This window comes from Cellulomonas olei (genome assembly GCF_039548315.1).
Lineage (GTDB): Bacteria > Actinomycetota > Actinomycetes > Actinomycetales > Cellulomonadaceae > Cellulomonas.
This window is the reverse complement of the sequence record NZ_JBCLVN010000030.1, coordinates 1-16,306: the sequence shown is the minus strand read 5'-3', so window position 1 is coordinate 16,306 and position 16,306 is coordinate 1. Positions and strand designations below refer to the sequence as shown.

The 16,306-nt window shown below is 76.3% G+C and carries 16 protein-coding genes and 1 tRNA gene; 6 read left to right on the top strand and 11 right to left on the bottom strand.

From position 1 onward, the window contains the following. The first annotated feature begins 87 nt into the window (after positions 1–87). The 4 genes from AAHH18_RS10755 to AAHH18_RS10740 all read left to right on the top strand — a co-directional run bounded on the left by AAHH18_RS10755 (position 88) and on the right by AAHH18_RS10740 (position 4,206). The gene (locus AAHH18_RS10755) at positions 88–1,032 is read left to right on the top strand and encodes an ABC transporter ATP-binding protein (RefSeq protein ID WP_343301611.1); all 945 of its coding nucleotides are present in this window, start codon (positions 88–90) and stop codon (positions 1,030–1,032) included. Further along, the gene (locus AAHH18_RS10750; protein WP_343301610.1) at positions 1,029–1,862 is read left to right on the top strand and encodes an ABC transporter permease subunit; all 834 of its coding nucleotides are present in this window, start codon (positions 1,029–1,031) and stop codon (positions 1,860–1,862) included. Before AAHH18_RS10755 ends, AAHH18_RS10750 begins: the two co-directional genes overlap by 4 nt. After that, positions 1,778–3,469 carry a sensor histidine kinase gene (locus AAHH18_RS10745; RefSeq protein WP_459349119.1) on the top strand — a complete coding sequence of 564 codons (1,692 nt, stop codon included), beginning with the start codon at positions 1,778–1,780 and terminating at the stop codon, positions 3,467–3,469. The genes AAHH18_RS10750 and AAHH18_RS10745 overlap by 85 nt, the downstream gene beginning before the upstream one ends. A gap of 110 nt (positions 3,470–3,579) precedes the next feature. Then, positions 3,580–4,206, top strand: coding sequence for a response regulator (locus AAHH18_RS10740; protein WP_459349118.1), 627 nt, complete (start codon positions 3,580–3,582; stop codon positions 4,204–4,206). A 4-nt stretch (positions 4,207–4,210) separates the two neighbouring features. Here AAHH18_RS10740 and AAHH18_RS10735 read toward each other — a convergent pair whose 3' ends face one another. After that, on the bottom strand, positions 4,211–5,443 hold the full coding sequence (locus AAHH18_RS10735; RefSeq protein WP_283321156.1) for an MFS transporter: 1,233 nt from the start codon (positions 5,441–5,443) through the stop codon (positions 4,211–4,213). A 109-nt stretch (positions 5,444–5,552) separates the two neighbouring features. Here AAHH18_RS10735 and AAHH18_RS10730 point away from each other — a divergent pair, with 109 nt between their 5' ends. Further along, complete coding sequence (locus AAHH18_RS10730; RefSeq protein WP_343301641.1) at positions 5,553–6,014, top strand: MarR family winged helix-turn-helix transcriptional regulator; 462 nt, start codon at positions 5,553–5,555, stop codon at positions 6,012–6,014. 183 nt (positions 6,015–6,197) lie between these two features. Next, positions 6,198–7,109: a siderophore-interacting protein gene (locus tag AAHH18_RS10725; RefSeq protein WP_283321157.1), complete on the top strand. Its 912-nt coding sequence runs from the start codon at positions 6,198–6,200 to the stop codon at positions 7,107–7,109. A gap of 55 nt (positions 7,110–7,164) precedes the next feature. Here the strand turns inward: AAHH18_RS10725 and AAHH18_RS10720 are convergent, their stop codons facing one another. The 10 genes from AAHH18_RS10720 to AAHH18_RS10675 all read right to left on the bottom strand — a co-directional run. Next, entirely contained in the window at positions 7,165–7,443 is a 279-nt protein-coding gene (locus AAHH18_RS10720; RefSeq protein ID WP_283321158.1) for a sulfurtransferase TusA family protein, read from the bottom strand. Positions 7,444–7,540: 97 nt separating this feature from the next. After that, on the bottom strand, positions 7,541–8,251 hold the full coding sequence (locus AAHH18_RS10715; RefSeq protein WP_343301608.1) for an ANTAR domain-containing protein: 711 nt from the start codon (positions 8,249–8,251) through the stop codon (positions 7,541–7,543). Between the two features lie 177 nt (positions 8,252–8,428). Then, positions 8,429–8,502, bottom strand: a tRNA-Leu gene (locus AAHH18_RS10710). 119 nt (positions 8,503–8,621) lie between these two features. Next, positions 8,622–10,148: an MDR family MFS transporter gene (locus AAHH18_RS10705; RefSeq protein WP_343301607.1), complete on the bottom strand. Its 1,527-nt coding sequence runs from the start codon at positions 10,146–10,148 to the stop codon at positions 8,622–8,624. Between the two features lie 511 nt (positions 10,149–10,659). Then, positions 10,660–12,126 carry an NAD(P)/FAD-dependent oxidoreductase gene (locus AAHH18_RS10700; RefSeq protein WP_343301606.1) on the bottom strand — a complete coding sequence of 489 codons (1,467 nt, stop codon included), beginning with the start codon at positions 12,124–12,126 and terminating at the stop codon, positions 10,660–10,662. A gap of 80 nt (positions 12,127–12,206) precedes the next feature. Further along, positions 12,207–13,373 carry an HAAS signaling domain-containing protein gene (locus AAHH18_RS10695; protein WP_343301605.1) on the bottom strand — a complete coding sequence of 389 codons (1,167 nt, stop codon included), beginning with the start codon at positions 13,371–13,373 and terminating at the stop codon, positions 12,207–12,209. Next, positions 13,370–13,696, bottom strand: a complete 327-nt coding sequence (locus AAHH18_RS10690) for a PadR family transcriptional regulator (RefSeq protein WP_222171552.1) — start codon at positions 13,694–13,696, stop codon at positions 13,370–13,372. The genes AAHH18_RS10695 and AAHH18_RS10690 overlap by 4 nt, the downstream gene beginning before the upstream one ends. A gap of 225 nt (positions 13,697–13,921) precedes the next feature. After that, positions 13,922–14,893 (bottom strand): Ppx/GppA phosphatase family protein, encoded by a 972-nt coding sequence (locus tag AAHH18_RS10685; protein WP_343301604.1) that lies wholly within the window; start codon positions 14,891–14,893, stop codon positions 13,922–13,924. A gap of 40 nt (positions 14,894–14,933) precedes the next feature. Next, positions 14,934–15,443 (bottom strand): DUF501 domain-containing protein, encoded by a 510-nt coding sequence (locus AAHH18_RS10680; protein ID WP_283321881.1) that lies wholly within the window; start codon positions 15,441–15,443, stop codon positions 14,934–14,936. A 95-nt stretch (positions 15,444–15,538) separates the two neighbouring features. Beyond that, positions 15,539–16,306 (bottom strand): septum formation initiator family protein (locus tag AAHH18_RS10675; RefSeq protein ID WP_343301603.1); only part of this gene is annotated, 768 nt, incomplete at its 5' end.

Genomic DNA, 16,306 nt, shown 5'->3' with positions numbered 1-16,306 from the left:
CCGGCCGGGTTCGGCCGTGCGACCGTTCCGCGCCGGCGCACCGGTCCGTACGGTCGTGACGTACCGGAACCCACCAGTGAGGACACCATGATCGAGGCACGAGGACTGACCAAGAGGTACGGCAGCAAGACCGCCGTCGCCGGCATCGACTTCACCGTGCAGCCGGGCAAGGTCACGGGCTTCCTCGGCCCGAACGGCGCCGGGAAGTCCACCACCATGCGGATGATCATGGGCCTGGACCGCCCGACGGCCGGCACCGTCACGGTCAACGGCCGCCCCTACGCGCAGCACCGCTCCCCGCTGACGGAGGTCGGCGCGCTGCTCGACGCGAAGGCGGTGCACTCGGGCCGCTCCGCGACCAACCACCTGCGGGCCGTCGCCGCGACCCACGGCATCGGCCGCAAGCGCGTCGACGAGGTCATCGAGATGACCGGCCTGCAGGGCGTCGCCGGCAAGCGCGTCGGCGGGTTCTCGCTCGGCATGGGCCAGCGCCTGGGCATCGCCGCGGCGCTCCTCGGCGACCCGCGCACGCTGATCCTCGACGAGCCGGTCAACGGCCTCGACCCCGAGGGCGTGCTGTGGGTCCGCAACCTGGTCAAGCACCTGGCCGGCGAGGGCCGCACCGTGTTCCTCTCCTCGCACCTCATGAGCGAGATGGCGCTGACCGCGGACCACATCCTCGTGATCGGCCGCGGCCGGATCATCGCGGACGCCCCCGTGGCGGACATCGTGGCCGGCGCGTCCGGCGCGAGCGTCCGGGTCCGCAGCCCCCAGGCGGCCCAGCTCGCCGACCTGCTGCGCGGCCCCGACACCACCGTGACCTCCGTCGAGGCGGGCCTGCTGGAGGTCGCGGGCGCCACCGCCCCGGCCGTCGGCGAGCTCGCGGCGCAGCACGGCCTGGTGCTGCACGAGCTCACGCCGGTGTCCGCGTCGCTGGAGGCGGCCTACATGTCGCTGACCGCCGACGACGTCGAGTACCACTCCGACCCCGCGGCCCTCGCCGCCACGACCAGCCAGGAGGCCCGGCGATGACCGCCACCGCCACCGTCCCCGCCGCCCGCCGCGCCGGCTCGTCCCGCGCCGCCGGCGACGTCCGCGTCACGTTCCCGCGGCTGGTCCGCTCGGAGTGGATCAAGCTCTGGACCGTCCGCTCGACGTGGTGGGTGCTGCCCATCACGGTGCTCGCGCAGACCGGCATCGCGTGGATGATCGCGTACTTCGGCACCCGGGAGATGGAGTCCGGGGGCATGGACCTCGGCCGCTTCACCGCCGGTGACGTCGTCGGCGGCATCCAGTTCGCGCAGCTCGCGATCTGCGTGCTCGCGGTGCTCACCATCACCGGCGAGTACTCGACCGGGATGATCCGCAGCACGCTCACCGCCGCCCCGACCCGCACGCCGGCCCTGCTGGCCAAGGGCCTCGTCGTGGTGGTCGTCGCGTGGGTCACCGGCGTGGTCGGCACCCTCGCGTCCTGGGCCGTGACGTACCCCGTGCTCGGCGAGCAGTACCGCGTGGACCTCGGCGACGCCGTGAACCAGCGGATCTTCGTCGGCGCGCCGCTCTACCTCGCGGCGATCGCGCTGCTCGCGTACGGCATCGGCGCGCTCCTGCGGCACTCGGCCGGCGCGCTCGCCACCGTGCTGGGCCTGCTGCTGGTGGTCGAGAGCGTGTTCGCGATGGTCCCGTGGACGTTCTTCCAGAAGGTGAGCCCGTACCTGCCGATGTCCGCAGGGTCGCAGCTCGTGCAGAACGGCGGCCCCGACGCCACGCTGTCCCCCTGGGAGGGCTTCGGGGTGCTGGTGGCCTGGGGCCTGGTCGCGCTCGCCGGCGCGCTGGTGCTCGCGAAGCGCCGCGACGCCTGACCCGGCCGCGCCCGTGGCAGGGTGGCCCCGTCCCGCTCCGGCGGGGCGGGGCCGCCGCCGTCCCGACCCGCCCGTCCACGCCGTCCACCCGTCCGCCCGTCCGCCCGTCCGCCCCGCCGCCCCTGGAGGTCCCGCTGAGCCCGAGCACGAGCCCGGCCCCGGACGCCGCCCCGCAGGCCTTCACCGAGCTCGACGCGCGGCGGCTCGGCCGCGTCCGGCGCTTCTTCGCCCGGCACCCGGTCGCGTCGGACGTGCTGGTCTGCCTCGTGTACGCGGTGGCGGGCGTGTCGGAGGCCGGCCCGCAGGGCTCGACCGGCGTCCTGCTGGACGGCGGCCCCGCGGCGACCGCGCTGTCGCTGGCGCTCACGGTGCTCGGGCTGGGCGTGCTGGCCGTCCGGCGGCGCTGGCCGGTCCGCGTCGCGCTGGCCATGGCCGCGCTCGGCCTGCTGCAGGTGCTCGTCGACGGGCACGTCGGGGCGTTCGACCTGGGGTTCGCGCTCGCGCTGTACGTCGTCGCGGCCAGCCGGCCGCAGCGCGTCGCCTGGTCGGTGCTCGGCATCGCCACGGTGGTGGTCGTCGGCGCGCTGGCGCTGTGGGGCGGGCGGACGGAGCCGGAGCCCGGCTCGGTGACGGTGACGACCTCCGAGGGCACCGACGTCCGGCCGCTGCCGCAGCCGGTCCTCACCTCGGACGCGCCCAGCTTCCTCCTGGTCGGCCTCGGGGCGTTCGCGATCGGCGCGAACGTGCGGGCCCGCCGGCTGCACACCCGCGCGCTGGTCGACCGGCACCAGCAGCTCGTCGACGCCGGCGAGCAGCACGCGAAGCTCGCCGCGGCCGCCGAGCAGACCCGGATCGCGCGCGAGATGCACGACGTGGTCGCGCACGGCCTCACGGTGATGATCGCCCTGTCGGACGGCGCGCGGGTGGCCGTGCGGCGGTCCCCGGACGACGCGGTGGCCGCGCTGGACCTGCTGTCCGAGACCGGCCGGTCCGCCCTCAACGACATGCGGCGGATGCTCGGCGTGCTGCGCGGCGCGGACGTGCCGCTGGAGCCGCAGCCCGGCACGCACGACCTGGAGTCGCTGGTGCAGCAGTTCCGCGCCGCGGGTCTCACGGTCCACCTGACCACGGCGGGGCCCGCGCTCCCCGCGGACGCCGGCCTGGCGCTGACGGTCTACCGCGTGGTCCAGGAGTCGCTGACGAACGTGCTGCGCCACGCCGGCAGCGGCGCGCGCGTGGACGTGCTCGTGCGGCACGGCGCGGGCCGCATCGGGATCGAGGTCGTGGACGACGGCGGCGGCGCGGACCCGGTCGCGGAGCCCGACCCGGAGCCGGGCCGGCGCGCGCGCCTCAGCGGGCGCCTCGCGGAGCGGCTCGAGGACCCGCTGGCCACGCGCACCGATGCCGGCGGCACCGAGACCCTCGTGCCGGGTCAGCCGGTCCGGACCGGGCGCGGGCTGGTGGGCATGCGGGAGCGCGCCGCGGTCTACCGTGGCTCCGTGGCGGCGGGGCCGTACCGGGGCGGCTGGCGGGTGCACGTGGAGCTCCGCACCGAGGACTCCGGGACCGCGACCACCACCGACGAGCACGACGAGGAGCGCACGTGAGCAGCACCGGGGACGCGACGGGGTCCGGCACCGGGCCGGGGGCGACGGGCCCGGGCGGCGCGTCCGGCCCGGTGCGCGTCCTGCTGGTCGACGACCAGCCGCTGCTGCGCATGGGCTTCCGGCTGGTGCTCGACGACGAGGACGACCTCACGGTGGTGGGCGAGGCCGGCGACGGCGCGGAGGCGCTGCGCCAGGTCGCCGCCCTGCAGCCCGACGTCGTGCTCATGGACGTCCGGATGCCCGGGACGAACGGCATCGAGGCGACGCAGCGGATCGTCGCGTCCGGGTCGCCGTCGCGCGTGCTCATCCTCACGACGTTCGACCTGGACGAGTACGCGTTCGCCGCGCTGCGGGCCGGCGCCAGCGGGTTCCTGCTCAAGGACGCGCGGCCGGCGGAGCTCACCGACGCGATCCGGGCGGTGGCGACCGGGGACGCCGTGGTCTCCCCGCGGGTCACGCGCCGGATGCTCGAGCTGTTCGCCGAGGAGCTGCCGAGCGCCGCGGCGGACGCCGCCCCGCCGCGCGACGACGCCCGGCTGGCCGAGCTGACCCAGCGCGAGCGCGAGGTGCTGCTGGCCGTGGCCGAGGGGCTGTCGAACGCGGAGGTCGCGCAGCGGCTGTTCCTGTCGGAGGCCACCGTCAAGACGCACGTCGGCCGCATCCTGGCGAAGCTGGGCGTGCGGGACCGGGTGCAGGCCGTGGTGTTCGCGTACGAGTCGGGCCTGGTCGGGCGCTGACGCCTCAGGCCTCGCCGACGGCCTCCTCCGGCGTGCCCTCCACGGCGCGCGCCGCGCGGTCCCAGGCGCGCCACGTCAGCCGCTCCCCCACCGCGGTCGCCATCGACTGCCCCTTCCAGGCGAACACGACGGCCCCGAGCAGCAGCACGCCGGCGCCCACCCAGTAGGGGGCGGTCGGGCTGACGGGGTGCAGCAGGCCGGCGATGACCGGCGCGGGCGCCGCGAAGCCCCAGCGCACGAGGTTGAACGCCGCGGTCGTGGTGCGCCGCTCGGCACCGCCGATGCCGAGCGCGAGGTCCGTCAGGTTGGCGTTGGCGATGCCCATGCACACGCCCGCGAGCACGAGGACGACGACGGACTCCGCGGTCCCGGCGCTCGTGGCCAGCAGGACGAGCGCGACGAGCAGCCCGCCGACCGCGACGCCCACGGTGGCGACGGCGCCGACGCGGTGCGCGAGCCGGTGCCCGACCACGAGGATGCCGACGGCCAGGCCGACGCCCCAGGCGGTGAACACCAGGCCGAGCGGGATGACGCCGAGGCCGAGGAACACCGGCGTGTAGCCGAGCACCACGAAGAACACGAAGTTGTAGGCCGCGGTCACGACGCACAGCGCGCGGAACGCGGGCCGGCGGTAGGGCTGCAGGACGTCGCGCAGCCGCAGCGGGGTCGGCGGGTCCTGCGGGTCGCGCAGCCGGGTGACGGACATCGCGAGCGCCAGCAGCATGAGCACGCCGCAGGCCGCGAAGGGCACGCGCCAGGAGATCTGGCCGAGCAGCCCGCCGAGCAGCGGGCCGACGGCGAAGCCCAGGCCCACGCAGGTCTCGAACAGCTCGACGACCCACTCCCGGTCCGTCGCGAGCGCGACCAGCAGCACCATCGCCGTCGCGAAGAACATGGCGTTGCCGAGGCCCCACAGCCCGCGCAGGACGGCGAGCTGGGTGATCGAGCCGGACAGCGAGGCGAGCACCGAGGCGACCGCGACGACGCTGACGCCGGTGGCGAGCACGGCCCGGTACCCGAACCGGCCGGTGGCGATGACCGCGGGGATCATCCCCACCGCCATGACGACCAGGTACGCCGTGAACAGCAGCTCGATCTGCCAGGTGGAGGCGCCGATCTCCGTGCCGATGACGGGCAGGATCGGGTCCACCACGGCGATGCCCGCGATGGCGAAGAACGCCGTGAGGGCCGTGGCATAGATCGCTGTGCGGTGCGGTTCGTGGTGGCGGCTGGGCATACGTCTCCTGAGGAAGCTCGTCGTCGGGGGTTTATCTGTACTATACAGCCATCGGCCACAGCACCGCGTGGCAGACTGCCGACGCCGACGACGAGGACCCGAGGTGACCATGGAGCAGCCCGCCGACGCGGTGCGCACGATCGAGGCCCAGGTGGCGATGCTGCTGCGCCTCGCGGACCGGACCCGCCGGGCCGGGGCGCGCGCCCGCGGGGAGATCGAGCGGTCCGCGTACCTCGTGCTCTCCGTCCTGGCCGTCGAGGGCACCGCCAGCGTCAACGCGATCGCCGACGCCCTGCGCCTCGACCCCTCGACCGTCACGCGGCAGGTGCTCGCGATGGAGCAGGCCGGGCAGGTCCGACGCACCGCCGACCCGGGCGACGGCCGCGTGACGCTGGTCGCCCCCACCGACGCCGGGCTCGAGGCCCTCGCGACGACGCGGGACGTCCGGGCGCGCGTGTACGCCGAGGTGCTCGACGACTGGCCCGAGGACGACCGCGCGGAGCTCGCGCGGCTGCTGACCCGCCTCAACGCGGACATCGACACCTGGGGCCGGGCGCACCCGGCGCGCTGAGGGCGCACCGGCGGGCAGAGCCCGGACGCGGGCCCGGACGCGGGCCCGGGCACGTGACCGGACACGGGCCGGGCACGTGACGGGGCCCCGCACCAGCACCTACGCTCGTCACCGGCGGTCGACACCCCGGGGCCGCCTCCCCCGGCGCCGCCCGGCGTCCGGCACCCCGACCGGAAGTGCCCCGTGACCTCTCCCGACCTCGCAGCCGCGCCCGCGGGCCCTCCCCGCAAGGGCCGCACCGCGCTGCGCGCCGTCGTGCTGCGCACCCAGCACCTCACGCCCGCGATGGTCCGCGTGACCCTGGGCGGACCGGGCCTCGCGGGCTTCCGGCCGTCCGCGGCCGCGGACTCCTACGTGAAGCTCGTGTTCCTGCCCGGCGTCGGCCGCACGGTCACCGGCGCGGACGCCCTCGCGCTGTGGACCACGCCCGAGGGCGTCGTCGACCTGGCGGCCGCCCGGGAGGCCCTGCCGCCCGAGCACCAGCCCCGTCTGCGCACGTACACGGTGCGGGCGTGGGACGACATGGAGCTCACGCTGACGCTCGACGTCGTCGTCCACGGCACCGCCGGCCTCGCGGGTCCGTGGGCCGCGACCGCCGCTCCCGGGGACGAGGTCGCGGTCGTCGGGCCGGGCGGCGGGTACAGCCCGGACCTGGGCGCCGACCACCACCTGCTCGTCGGCGACGCGTCCGCGCTGCCCGCCGTCGCGGTCGCGCTCGAGCGGCTCGGCGACGCCGCGTCCGGGCTCGCCGTGCTCGAGGTGGCCGACCGCGGCGAGGAGGTCGCGCTGCACGTGCCCGACGGCGTCGCGCTGCGCTGGGTGCACACCGGCGACGCCGCACCCGGCGCGCGCCTGGTGGAGGCCGTGCGCGAGCTGCCGTGGCCGGACGGCCGGGTGCACGCGTTCGTGCACGGGGAGGCCGGGGCCGTGCGCGACCTGCGGCGGTACCTGCGGGTCGAGCGACGCCTGCCCGCCGCCGACCTGTCGATCTCCGGCTACTGGCGCCTGGGCACCGACGACGAGGGCTGGCGCGCCGCGAAGCGCGACTGGCTGCGGGGCATCGAGGAGTCCGAGTCGGCCGAGGGCCTCGACTGACCCCCCGCCGGCGCCCCGAGGCTCCCGCGGGGCCCCGGAGCCCGCGGGACCGCGGTCAGGCGCCCGGCGCCAGGTGCCACGGACGCGCCGGGTCCGTCGCCCGCGGGTCCGCGGCCAGCCGCACCGCGTAGGTCGCCGGCGGCGGGCCGTCCGGCACCGGCCCCAGGTACTCGTGCCCCGTGAGCCGGCACCACGCCGGCAGGTCGACCGGCGCGACCGGGTCGGACGTCGTCAGGTGCACGACCGTGCCGGCCGGCAGCTCGCGCGCGCGGTCGCGCAGCAGGACCAGAAGGCGGGCGCAGCCCAGGTCGCCGCCGTCGATGTGCACCGTCACGAGGCGTGACCGTACCAACACCCGCGGGCCGCACGGCGGGCGACGAGCGTGCGAGCGCCCGGGCCGTCGCGCCGGGCGGGTCAGCGCCGGCGCCCGGTCACGCCACGTCGCGCGGAGCCGGGACCACGCCCGGCGCCGGCACGGCCCCGGCGACCAGCCCGGCGGCCACCTCGCGGGCGTCCCGGTGGCTGGCCGCGTCCCGCAGGTACGCCAGCGCCTCGGCCGCGTCGCACCGGCGCTGCGCCATCACCACCCCCACCGCCCGGTCGATGAGCGGCTGGGACCGGCTGCACGCCAGCAGGTCGTCCATCGTGTGCGCGAGCGCGATCACCTCGTCGCGGGCCCGCACCACCGACGCGATGCCCTCCGCGATGCCCGCGGCCCGCTCCGCGACCTCGTCCCAGCGGGCCGGGCGGCGCCCGTACAGCGACAGGTGCACGGTCACGTCACGGTGGACCCCCGCGACCACCGCGGCCGACCGGAAGCCCTGCACCCGGCAGGCGTGCGCCCACACCGGCCACCGCCGCTGCACGTCGGGGTCCGCCAGGTCCGGCAGCAGCACCGGGTCCCCGGTCAGCCGCACCTGGTAGCGCGGGCCCCGGCGCGGCCGGTCCTGCGCGCCGTCGCAGCGGGCCGCGCCGACCGAGGACGCCGCCAGCCAGCGGTCCACGCCCCGCACCGTCGCGGTGGCGCAGGCGTGCGCGTCCACCGCCCCGGCGGTGCGACCCGCCTGGTCGGTGAGCGTCTGGATGAGTGCGTCCAGCGAGGCGTCGGCGTGCAGCCGGACGGCCTCGTCGTGACCGGGCATCGGGTCCCCCCGCGAGCTCGCGCCGGCCTGCGCGCCGCTGCACAGGGGGTCAGGATGGCGCTCTCCGGCGCGGTGCGCCACCGGAGGGTGCCGCCGGATCCCGGCTGCACGCTCCGGCGGCAGTCGTGCGTCGGCACGAGGACACCGGGGGGCTCCGGATCGAGGTCGAGGTCGAGGTGCCCCCGGCGGGGGTCGAACCCGCACTGTGCCGGGTTTAAGCCGGCTGCCTCTGCCGGTTGGGCTACGGGGGCCGGGGCCATCCTGCCACCCACGCCGGAGGTCCGGACCCGCGGGGAGGGACGGGCGCGGGTGCACGAGGACGGAACGGGCCCGGGGCGTCGTCGGACGCGCCCGGGCCCTCCTCCGCGGCTCAGTGCACCGCGGGCCGCTCCCCCGCCGGCGGCCGGCGCACCAGCAGCGACGCGCCGACCGCGACGACCGACACGACGCCGCCCCACAGGAACGCGTCCTGCACGCCGGCCGTCGTCGCGTCGAGCACGTCCGCGCCCGCCGCGAGCCGCCCGGCCGTGGTGGTGGACAGCACCGTGATGAACAGCGCGGTGCCCGCGGCGCCCGCGAGCTGCTGGACGGTGTTGACGATCGCGCTGCCGTGCCCGTACAGCTCGCGCGGCAGGGTGCCGAGCGCGGACGTGAACAGCGGCGTGATCATGAACGCCAGCCCGGCGGACAGCAGCGTGTGCACCGCGACGACGGCCGCGGCCGAGGTCCCCGGGTGCAGCGTCGACATCAGCCACAGCGCGGCGCTGAGCGCGACGGCGCCCGGCGTGACGAGCGGACGCGGCCCGAACCGGTCGAACAGCCGCCCCACGAGCGGGGACAGCGCACCCATGACGACGCCGCCGGGCAGCAGCAGGAGCCCGGTCTGGAGGGTGCCGCGGCCCAGCACGCCCTGCAGGAAGATCGGCAGCACGATGAGGGCGCCGAACATCGCCATGAACGAGATGACCAGCACGAGGGTCGACACCGTGTAGGAGCGGTGCGCGAAGACGCGCAGGTCGAGCAGCGCGCCCGTCGTCCGCTGCAGGGCGAGCTGCCGCCGGACGAACACGGCGAGCGCCACCACCCCGACGGTCAGCGGGATCCAGGGTGCGACCGGCGCGTGGCCGCCCGCCGACTCCCCGATGCTCGACAGCCCGAAGATCAGCGCGCCGAAGCCCACGGCGGACAGCGCCAGCGAGACGACGTCGAGGCGGGCGTCCCGCGGGGTCGTCACGTCGCGGACCCGCCACACCCCGAGGCCCAGCGCGACGAGCGCGATCGGCAGCATCACGAGGAACACCCACCGCCAGGACAGCTGCGACAGCACCAGGCCGGACATCGTCGGGCCGACCGCGGGCGCCACGGAGATGACGATGGAGATCGTGCCCATGACCCGGCCGCGGATCGCCGGCGGCACCAGCGTCAGCACCGTCGTCATCAGCAGCGGGATCATCACCGCGGTCCCGCTCGCCTGCACCACGCGGCCGGCCAGCAGCACGCCGAACCCGGGCGCCACCGCGGCGATCGTCGTCCCGGCGGTGAACAGCGACATCGCCGCGACGAACACCTGCCGGGTGCGGAACCGGTCCATCACCCAGCCGGTCGCGGGGATGACCACGGCCATCGTCAGCATGAACCCGGTGGTCAGCCACTGGCCCGTCGCCGCGGAGACGCCGAGCTCCTCCATGAGCACCGGCAGGGCGACGCCCATCGCGGTCTCGTTGAGGATGACGACGAAGCCGGCGACCAGCAGCAGCGCGATGACGGTGCGGTCGGCCGGGTCGAGCCGCACCGGCGCGGGCGCGGCCTGCGGCTCGGCGGGCGTGGGCGGCTGGTCCGCGGCTCCGCGCGGCGCGGGCGGAGGAGACGGCGGCAGGGTGCCGGTGCGAGCAGTCATGGGTCTCCCTCGGTCGGGTGGTCGTCCACCTGGGGGTGCGGGGGCCGCTCGCGGGCGCGGGGGCGCCGGGCGCAGGGCAGCGGTACGTCGTCGACCTGGAACCCCCGCCGGGGGACGGGCATTCCGGGTGTCCGCCGGTCGGACGCCGGCGACTGCGCCATGGTGCCACCCGGCACCGACACGGACGCCAGCGATTTCTGCCCCCGGGCCCCCGTCGACCCCGCGCCCGGTCGCCCCTCGGCACTCGGCCCTCGGCACTCGGCCCTCGGCACTCGGCCCTCGGCCCTGGGCACGACACCGCCCGCCCACGGCCCCGTTCGGAGGCTCCCGACGTGGTCGGGGACCTCCACGCGTCATCGGAGGTGTCCGGGGAGGTCTCCGATGACGCGCAGAGGTCTCCGTACGCGTTCGGAGCCTCCGACGGGGTCGGTGGGCGGGCGGGGGGCGGCGGGCGGCGGGTGGTGCGGAGGCGGCGCCGGCGGCCGCGGGGGCCGGGGGCGGGGTTGGCCCGTCAGGCCGTGGCGCCTGCCGTGGGCTTCGGCTCGGCGGCGGGCTTCGCCTCCGTGCTCGCGACCGGGCTGTGGTCCTCGGCGGCGGGCTCGGCCTTCGGGCGGGGCGGGACCGACGCGGCGCGGAACTCCGCGCGCGGGTCGTGCAGCGAGCCGAGCGGCACGACCTCGCGGCGCCACAGCAGGTTCGCGGTCCAGCCGGCCATGATGCTGAGCTTGCGGTTCAGCGTCGGCATGGCGAACACGTGGTACGTGCGGTGCATGACCCACGCGAGGAACCCGCGGACCTTGATGCGGCCCATGAACTGCGCGACGCCCTTGTACATGCCGAGCGACGCGACGGCGCCGATGTTCTTGTGCTTGTAGTCGGTCGGCTCCGCGCTGCGCAGCACCCGGGCGAGGTTGTCCGCGAGGTGCGTGGCCTGCCGGATGGCGTGCTGGGCGTTCGGCGGGCAGAACTGGCCGGGCTGGGTCAGGTCCGGCACGGCGGCGCAGTCGCCGGCCGCGTAGGCGTCCGCCACGACGTTCCCGTCGGCGTCGGCGACCTGGAGCGTCGGCAGGGTGATGACGCGGCCGAGCTTGTCGAGCGGCAGGTCCGAGTTCTGCAGCACCGGGTTCGCCTTGACGCCCGCGGTCCACACGATGGTCTCGGAGTCGAACTCCGTGCCGTCGGACAGCACCACGTGGCCGTCGACGCACGAGTTGAGGAACGTCGACAGGAACACCTCGATGCGGCGCTTGCGGAGCTGCTCGAGCGTGTAGCCGCCCAGCTCCTCGGACACCTCGGGGAGGATCCGGCGCGAGCCCTCGACGAGCACGAACCGCAGGTCCTCCTGGTCGAGCGAGCGGTACTGCTTGACCGCGTCGCGCGCCATGTCCTCGACCTCGGCGATGGCCTCGACACCCGCGAAGCCGCCGCCCACGAACGTGAACGTGAGCATCCGCCGGCGCAGCTCCGGGTCCCAGGTGGACGACGCCAGGTCGATCCGCCCGAGCACGTGGTTGCGGACGGCGATGGCCTCCTCGACGTTCTTGAAGCCGATGGCCTGCTCCGCGAGCCCGGGGATGGGCAGCGTGCGGGCGACCGACCCGAGGCCGACGATGAGGTGGTCGTAGGTGATCCAGTACGGGTCGCCCTCCTCGGGCGTGACCTCGACGGTGCGCTCGGCGTGCTTGATCGCCGAGACCTTGCCCTGGAGCACGTCGATGCCCTTGAGGGCGCGGCGGTGCGGCGCCACCACGTGGCGGGCGTCGATCGACCCGGCCGCGGCCTCCGGGAGGAAGGGCGCGTAGGTCATGTAGGGACGCGGGTCGACCACGACGATGGCGGCCTCCCGGTTCCCGAGGCGCCGGCGCAGCCGCCGGGCGGAGTACAGCCCCACGGAACCGCCGCCGAGGATGACGATGCGCGGCACCTTGCGGGGCTTCCCCGACGCGCGCGCGGGGGTCGTGACGGTGGCCTCAGACATACGTCAACGGTACGTCCCATGACTTGTTGAAAGCGACCCGACCCCACGTGATCCTGGGCACAAAGTCCCGGGAGGACCCGTCACGGGGTGGCGGTGGCCCCCGGCTCGGGGCTCGCCGACGGCTCCGACCCGGGACGTTCGTCCTGGTCAGCGGGCTCCTCGCCGGCGGACTCCTCCGTGGTGGTCGTCCCGTCGTCGACGATCGCCGGGGCCTTGGCGAACGGCCGCGGCGGCTGCTGCGGCTCGGTCGTCAGCAGCCCCTCGGTCGTGGTCTCCGAACCGTCACCGCGCTCCCAGGCGAACTCCGCCGACGGTGCGCCGCGCAGCGGGTAGACGTTCCACCGCTCGCGACCGTCCTCGTCCTGCACGGGCAGGAACGACCACTCCCCCGCGACCCCCGGCAGCGACCACCAGCCCCAGCCGCCGTCGGTGACCGTGCGCACGGGCCTGCCGCGGTCGTCGTACACCTGCACGTCGGTCAGCGCGTCGCCCTCGGCGTCGTAGACGAACAGGTTGCTGACCTGCATCCCGTCCACCCAGACGCCGTCCTGCGGCTGGGTCTCGACGTACTCCGTCGAGTACCGCACCCGGGTGACCTCCCAGTCGCTCGCGACGGCGACCACCGGCACCAGGAGGACCGCCGCGGCAGCCGACACCACGACGGGGACCACCCGCCCGCGCCGCGGCACCCAGCGCCCGCGACCCCACTGCACGCTCACGACCGCCAGCACCGCGAGCACCAGCATCGTCACGGGGTTGCGCGGCAGCCAGCCCTGGGTGAAGCCGAACACCAACGCGATCGCCTGGTACACGACCCACGCGCGCGCGAGCCACCACACCGGGCGGAGCGAGACGAGGAAGTCGCGCAGGGGCGGCCACCACGGCTGCGCGCCCAGCTCGGACCCCATCCGCGCGAGGCCGAGCCGCAGCCGGGCCCACGCGCGCCGGGCGGGCGACCGGAGGTCGGGCACCGCGTCCGCCGGCTCCGGCAGCCCGGCCGCCAGGCGCAGCTCGCGCGCGTAGTCCCGCGGGTCCCCGAAGCGCACCCTCAGGTCGGCCGCGTCGCCCCCGGGAGCAGCCTGCGACTCGTCGGCCAGCGCGTCCGCCAGGTCGGCCTCGAGCCCGTCGGTCAGGTCGTCGACCTGGTCCTGCGGCAGCCCCGTCAGGTGGGCGCGGACCCGGGCGGCGTACTCCCCGACGTCCTGCACCGGCCCGGACGCGGGCGCGGCGTGGGCGGTCCCGGTCACGCTGCCTCCTCCTCGAGCAGGCGGGACATCGTGCCCGCGAACTCGCGCCAGTCCTTGCGCTGGGCGGCGAGCATCGCCCTGCCCTGCGCGTTGATCCCGTAGTACTTGCGGTGCGGCCCCTCGTCGCTCGGCACCACGTAGGACGTCAGCGCGCCCTGGGAGTACAGGCGCCGCAGCGTCCCGTAGACGGAGGCGTCGCCCACCTCGGCGAGCCCCGCGGACCGCAGCCGGCGGACGACGTCGTAGCCGTAGCCGTCCTCGTCCGCGACCACGGCCAGCACCGCGACGTCGAGCACCCCCTTGAGCAGCTGGGTCGTGTCCACCGCGCCTCCCGCATCACCGCCGGCCCTGCGGCCGGTCCGTCCGTCCCGGGGTGCGGCGCCCCCTGTCCGCCGCACCCCGGGCTGCTGGCGCGGGAGTCGACCCTCCTCGACTCCCGCAAGTCACACGGTACTACAGTTCGCGCAGTACCGGGCAGAAACGGATAGTCCGCATGTCGCAGCACGTGCGACGCGGACGGCCCCGGCGGTCAGCGCCAGGTCGGGCGGTCAGCCCCGGCGGGACGCCAGCCGCTCGGCGACGCTCCAGGCGATGCCGTCGAGGATGTCGTGCTCCGAGGTGACGACCTCGGTGAGCTCGCCGCCGGCGGCCGCGACCTCGGCACGGACCCGCTGCACGACCTCGCGCCACACCAGGGCGCCGGCGCCGATGACGTCCACCCGGCCGGGGTGCATGAACCCGAGCGCCGCGCGCGACGCCCGGTCCCGCGCGAGCAGGTCGTCGCAGGCCGCGACCACGGCGTCGACCGGGAGCACGGAGCCGTCGATCGCCGCGGGGTCGTACGCAGTCAGGCCCAGCGCGTGCGCGGTGACGGTGGTGACGGACCCGGCGAGCCCCACGAGGGTGGCGGTGCGACCGAATGGCACCTCTGCCGCCGCCACGTCGAGCGCCGCGCGGACGTCGCGGACCGCGGCCCCGACCTCGTCCGCCGCGGGCGGGTCCGACCGGAGGTGGCGCTCGGTGATGCGCACGCAGCCGACGTCCATCGAGTACGCGGCCTCCGGGCTGCCGTCCCCGAGCACCACCTCGGTGGAGCCGCCGCCGAGGTCGACCACCAGGTACGGCGCGTCGTGCCGCGCACCGAGCACCCCGGTCGCGCCCCGGAACGAGAGCGCGGCCTCCTCGACGCCGCCGATGACCTCCGGCTCCACGCCGAGCGCCTCGCGCACACCCGCGACGAACTCGTCGCGGTTCTCCGCGTCGCGCGACGCGCTGGTCGCGACGAACCGGACCGCCCCGACGCCGAGGTCCGCGCACACCTGCGCGTAGCGGCGGGTGGCGTCCAGGGTCCGCGTGAGCGCCTCCGGTGCGATGCGTCCCGTGCGGTCGACGCCCTGCCCGAGCCGCACGACCTCCATGCGGCGGTCGAGGTCCACGAGGGTCCCCGCGGACGGGTCGACGTCGGCCACCAGGAGCCGGATGGAGTTGGTCCCGCAGTCGATGGCAGCCACACGCGTCACGCGTGCCATCCTCCCACCCCCGGCGGGTGCGCCCGGCGGCTCAGCAGGTGCAGCGGTCCGGCCGCCACACGTCGCGCAGCATCAGCAGGACCTCGTCGCCGACCGGGTTCACACCGGGACCGGCCGCCAGGGCGTGCCCCACGACCACGTGCAGGCACTTCACCCGCGTCGGCATCCCCCCGGCGGAGACCCCCGCGATCTCCGGCACGTCGCCGAGCGCCGCCCGGTCCGCCAGGTACGCCTCGTGGGCGGCCCGGTACGCCGCACCCAGCTCCGGCTCGCTCTGGACCCGGGCCGTCAGCTCCTTCATCAGGCCGCCGGCCTCGAGCGTGCTGACCGCACCGACGGCGGGCGGGCACGTCAGGTAGTACGTCGTCGGGAACGGGGTGCCGTCGTCCAGCCGGGGCGCGGTGCGCACCACCAGCGGCCGTCCGCACGCGCACCGGGCGGCGACCCCCACCACGCCGCGCGCCGGCCGGCCGAGCTGCTCCCGCAGCACCGCGAGGTCGGCGTCGGTCACGTCGGGCGCGTCGTGCCGGGCGCGCGGCACCTCGGCCGGGTCGGGCAGGGCGCCCACGGTGGTCGGGGGCAGGTCGGTCACGGCGTTCCTCGGGTCGGGCTGGTCGGCGGCGGTCGGGGCAGACCTCAGGGCGTCAGCTCCGCGTCGGGGGCGCCGTCGCCCGGGCTCGGGGTCCCGTCGGCCGGCGCCGACCCATTGTCCCCCGCCTCCGGGTCCTCCGCGGACCCGCCGGCCTCACCGGTCCCGGCGACACCCGCGACCTGCACGGAGTCCCAGAGCCGCGCGTACCAGGGCCGCGTCGGGTCGTCGGAGTCCGCCGAGGTCGCGGGCCCGGCCGGCGCCTCGTCCGCGGGCTGCTCCTCCGGCACGACCTCCGGGTCCGCCACGCGCAGTGCCCGCTCACCCGGCATCACGAACGCCAGCCGCGACCGGGCCTGCGCCTCCACGTACGCCGGGTCCGACCAGCGGTCCAGCTCCGCCTGCAGGTCGTCGTTCGCCTGCTCGGCGGCGGCGACCTCGGCGCGCAGCTGCTCCAGCTGCACCTGCTGGTCGAGGTACTGCCGCAACGTCGGGAAGACCAGCACGAACGCGATCGAGAGCACGACGAGCATCACCAGCGCGCGGACGGTGAACAGCCGCGGCAGCCGCTGCTGGACGGTCTCGGCGCGGGGGCCCCGGCGGTCGGCGCCGCCCGTGCGCGCACCCGGGCGGGAGCTGCTGGGACGACCCGCCGCGGGGCGTGGCGGCGCGGAGCGCGCGCGGGACACCGTGGGACGCGGGGCCGCGGGACGCGGGACGGACTGCTGCGGCACGCCCGGGCGGGGGCTGCCCGCGGTGCCGACGCTGCCGGGCGCGGGTGAGCGCGGCACGGCCGCGGTGCTGGGCGCCCCCGG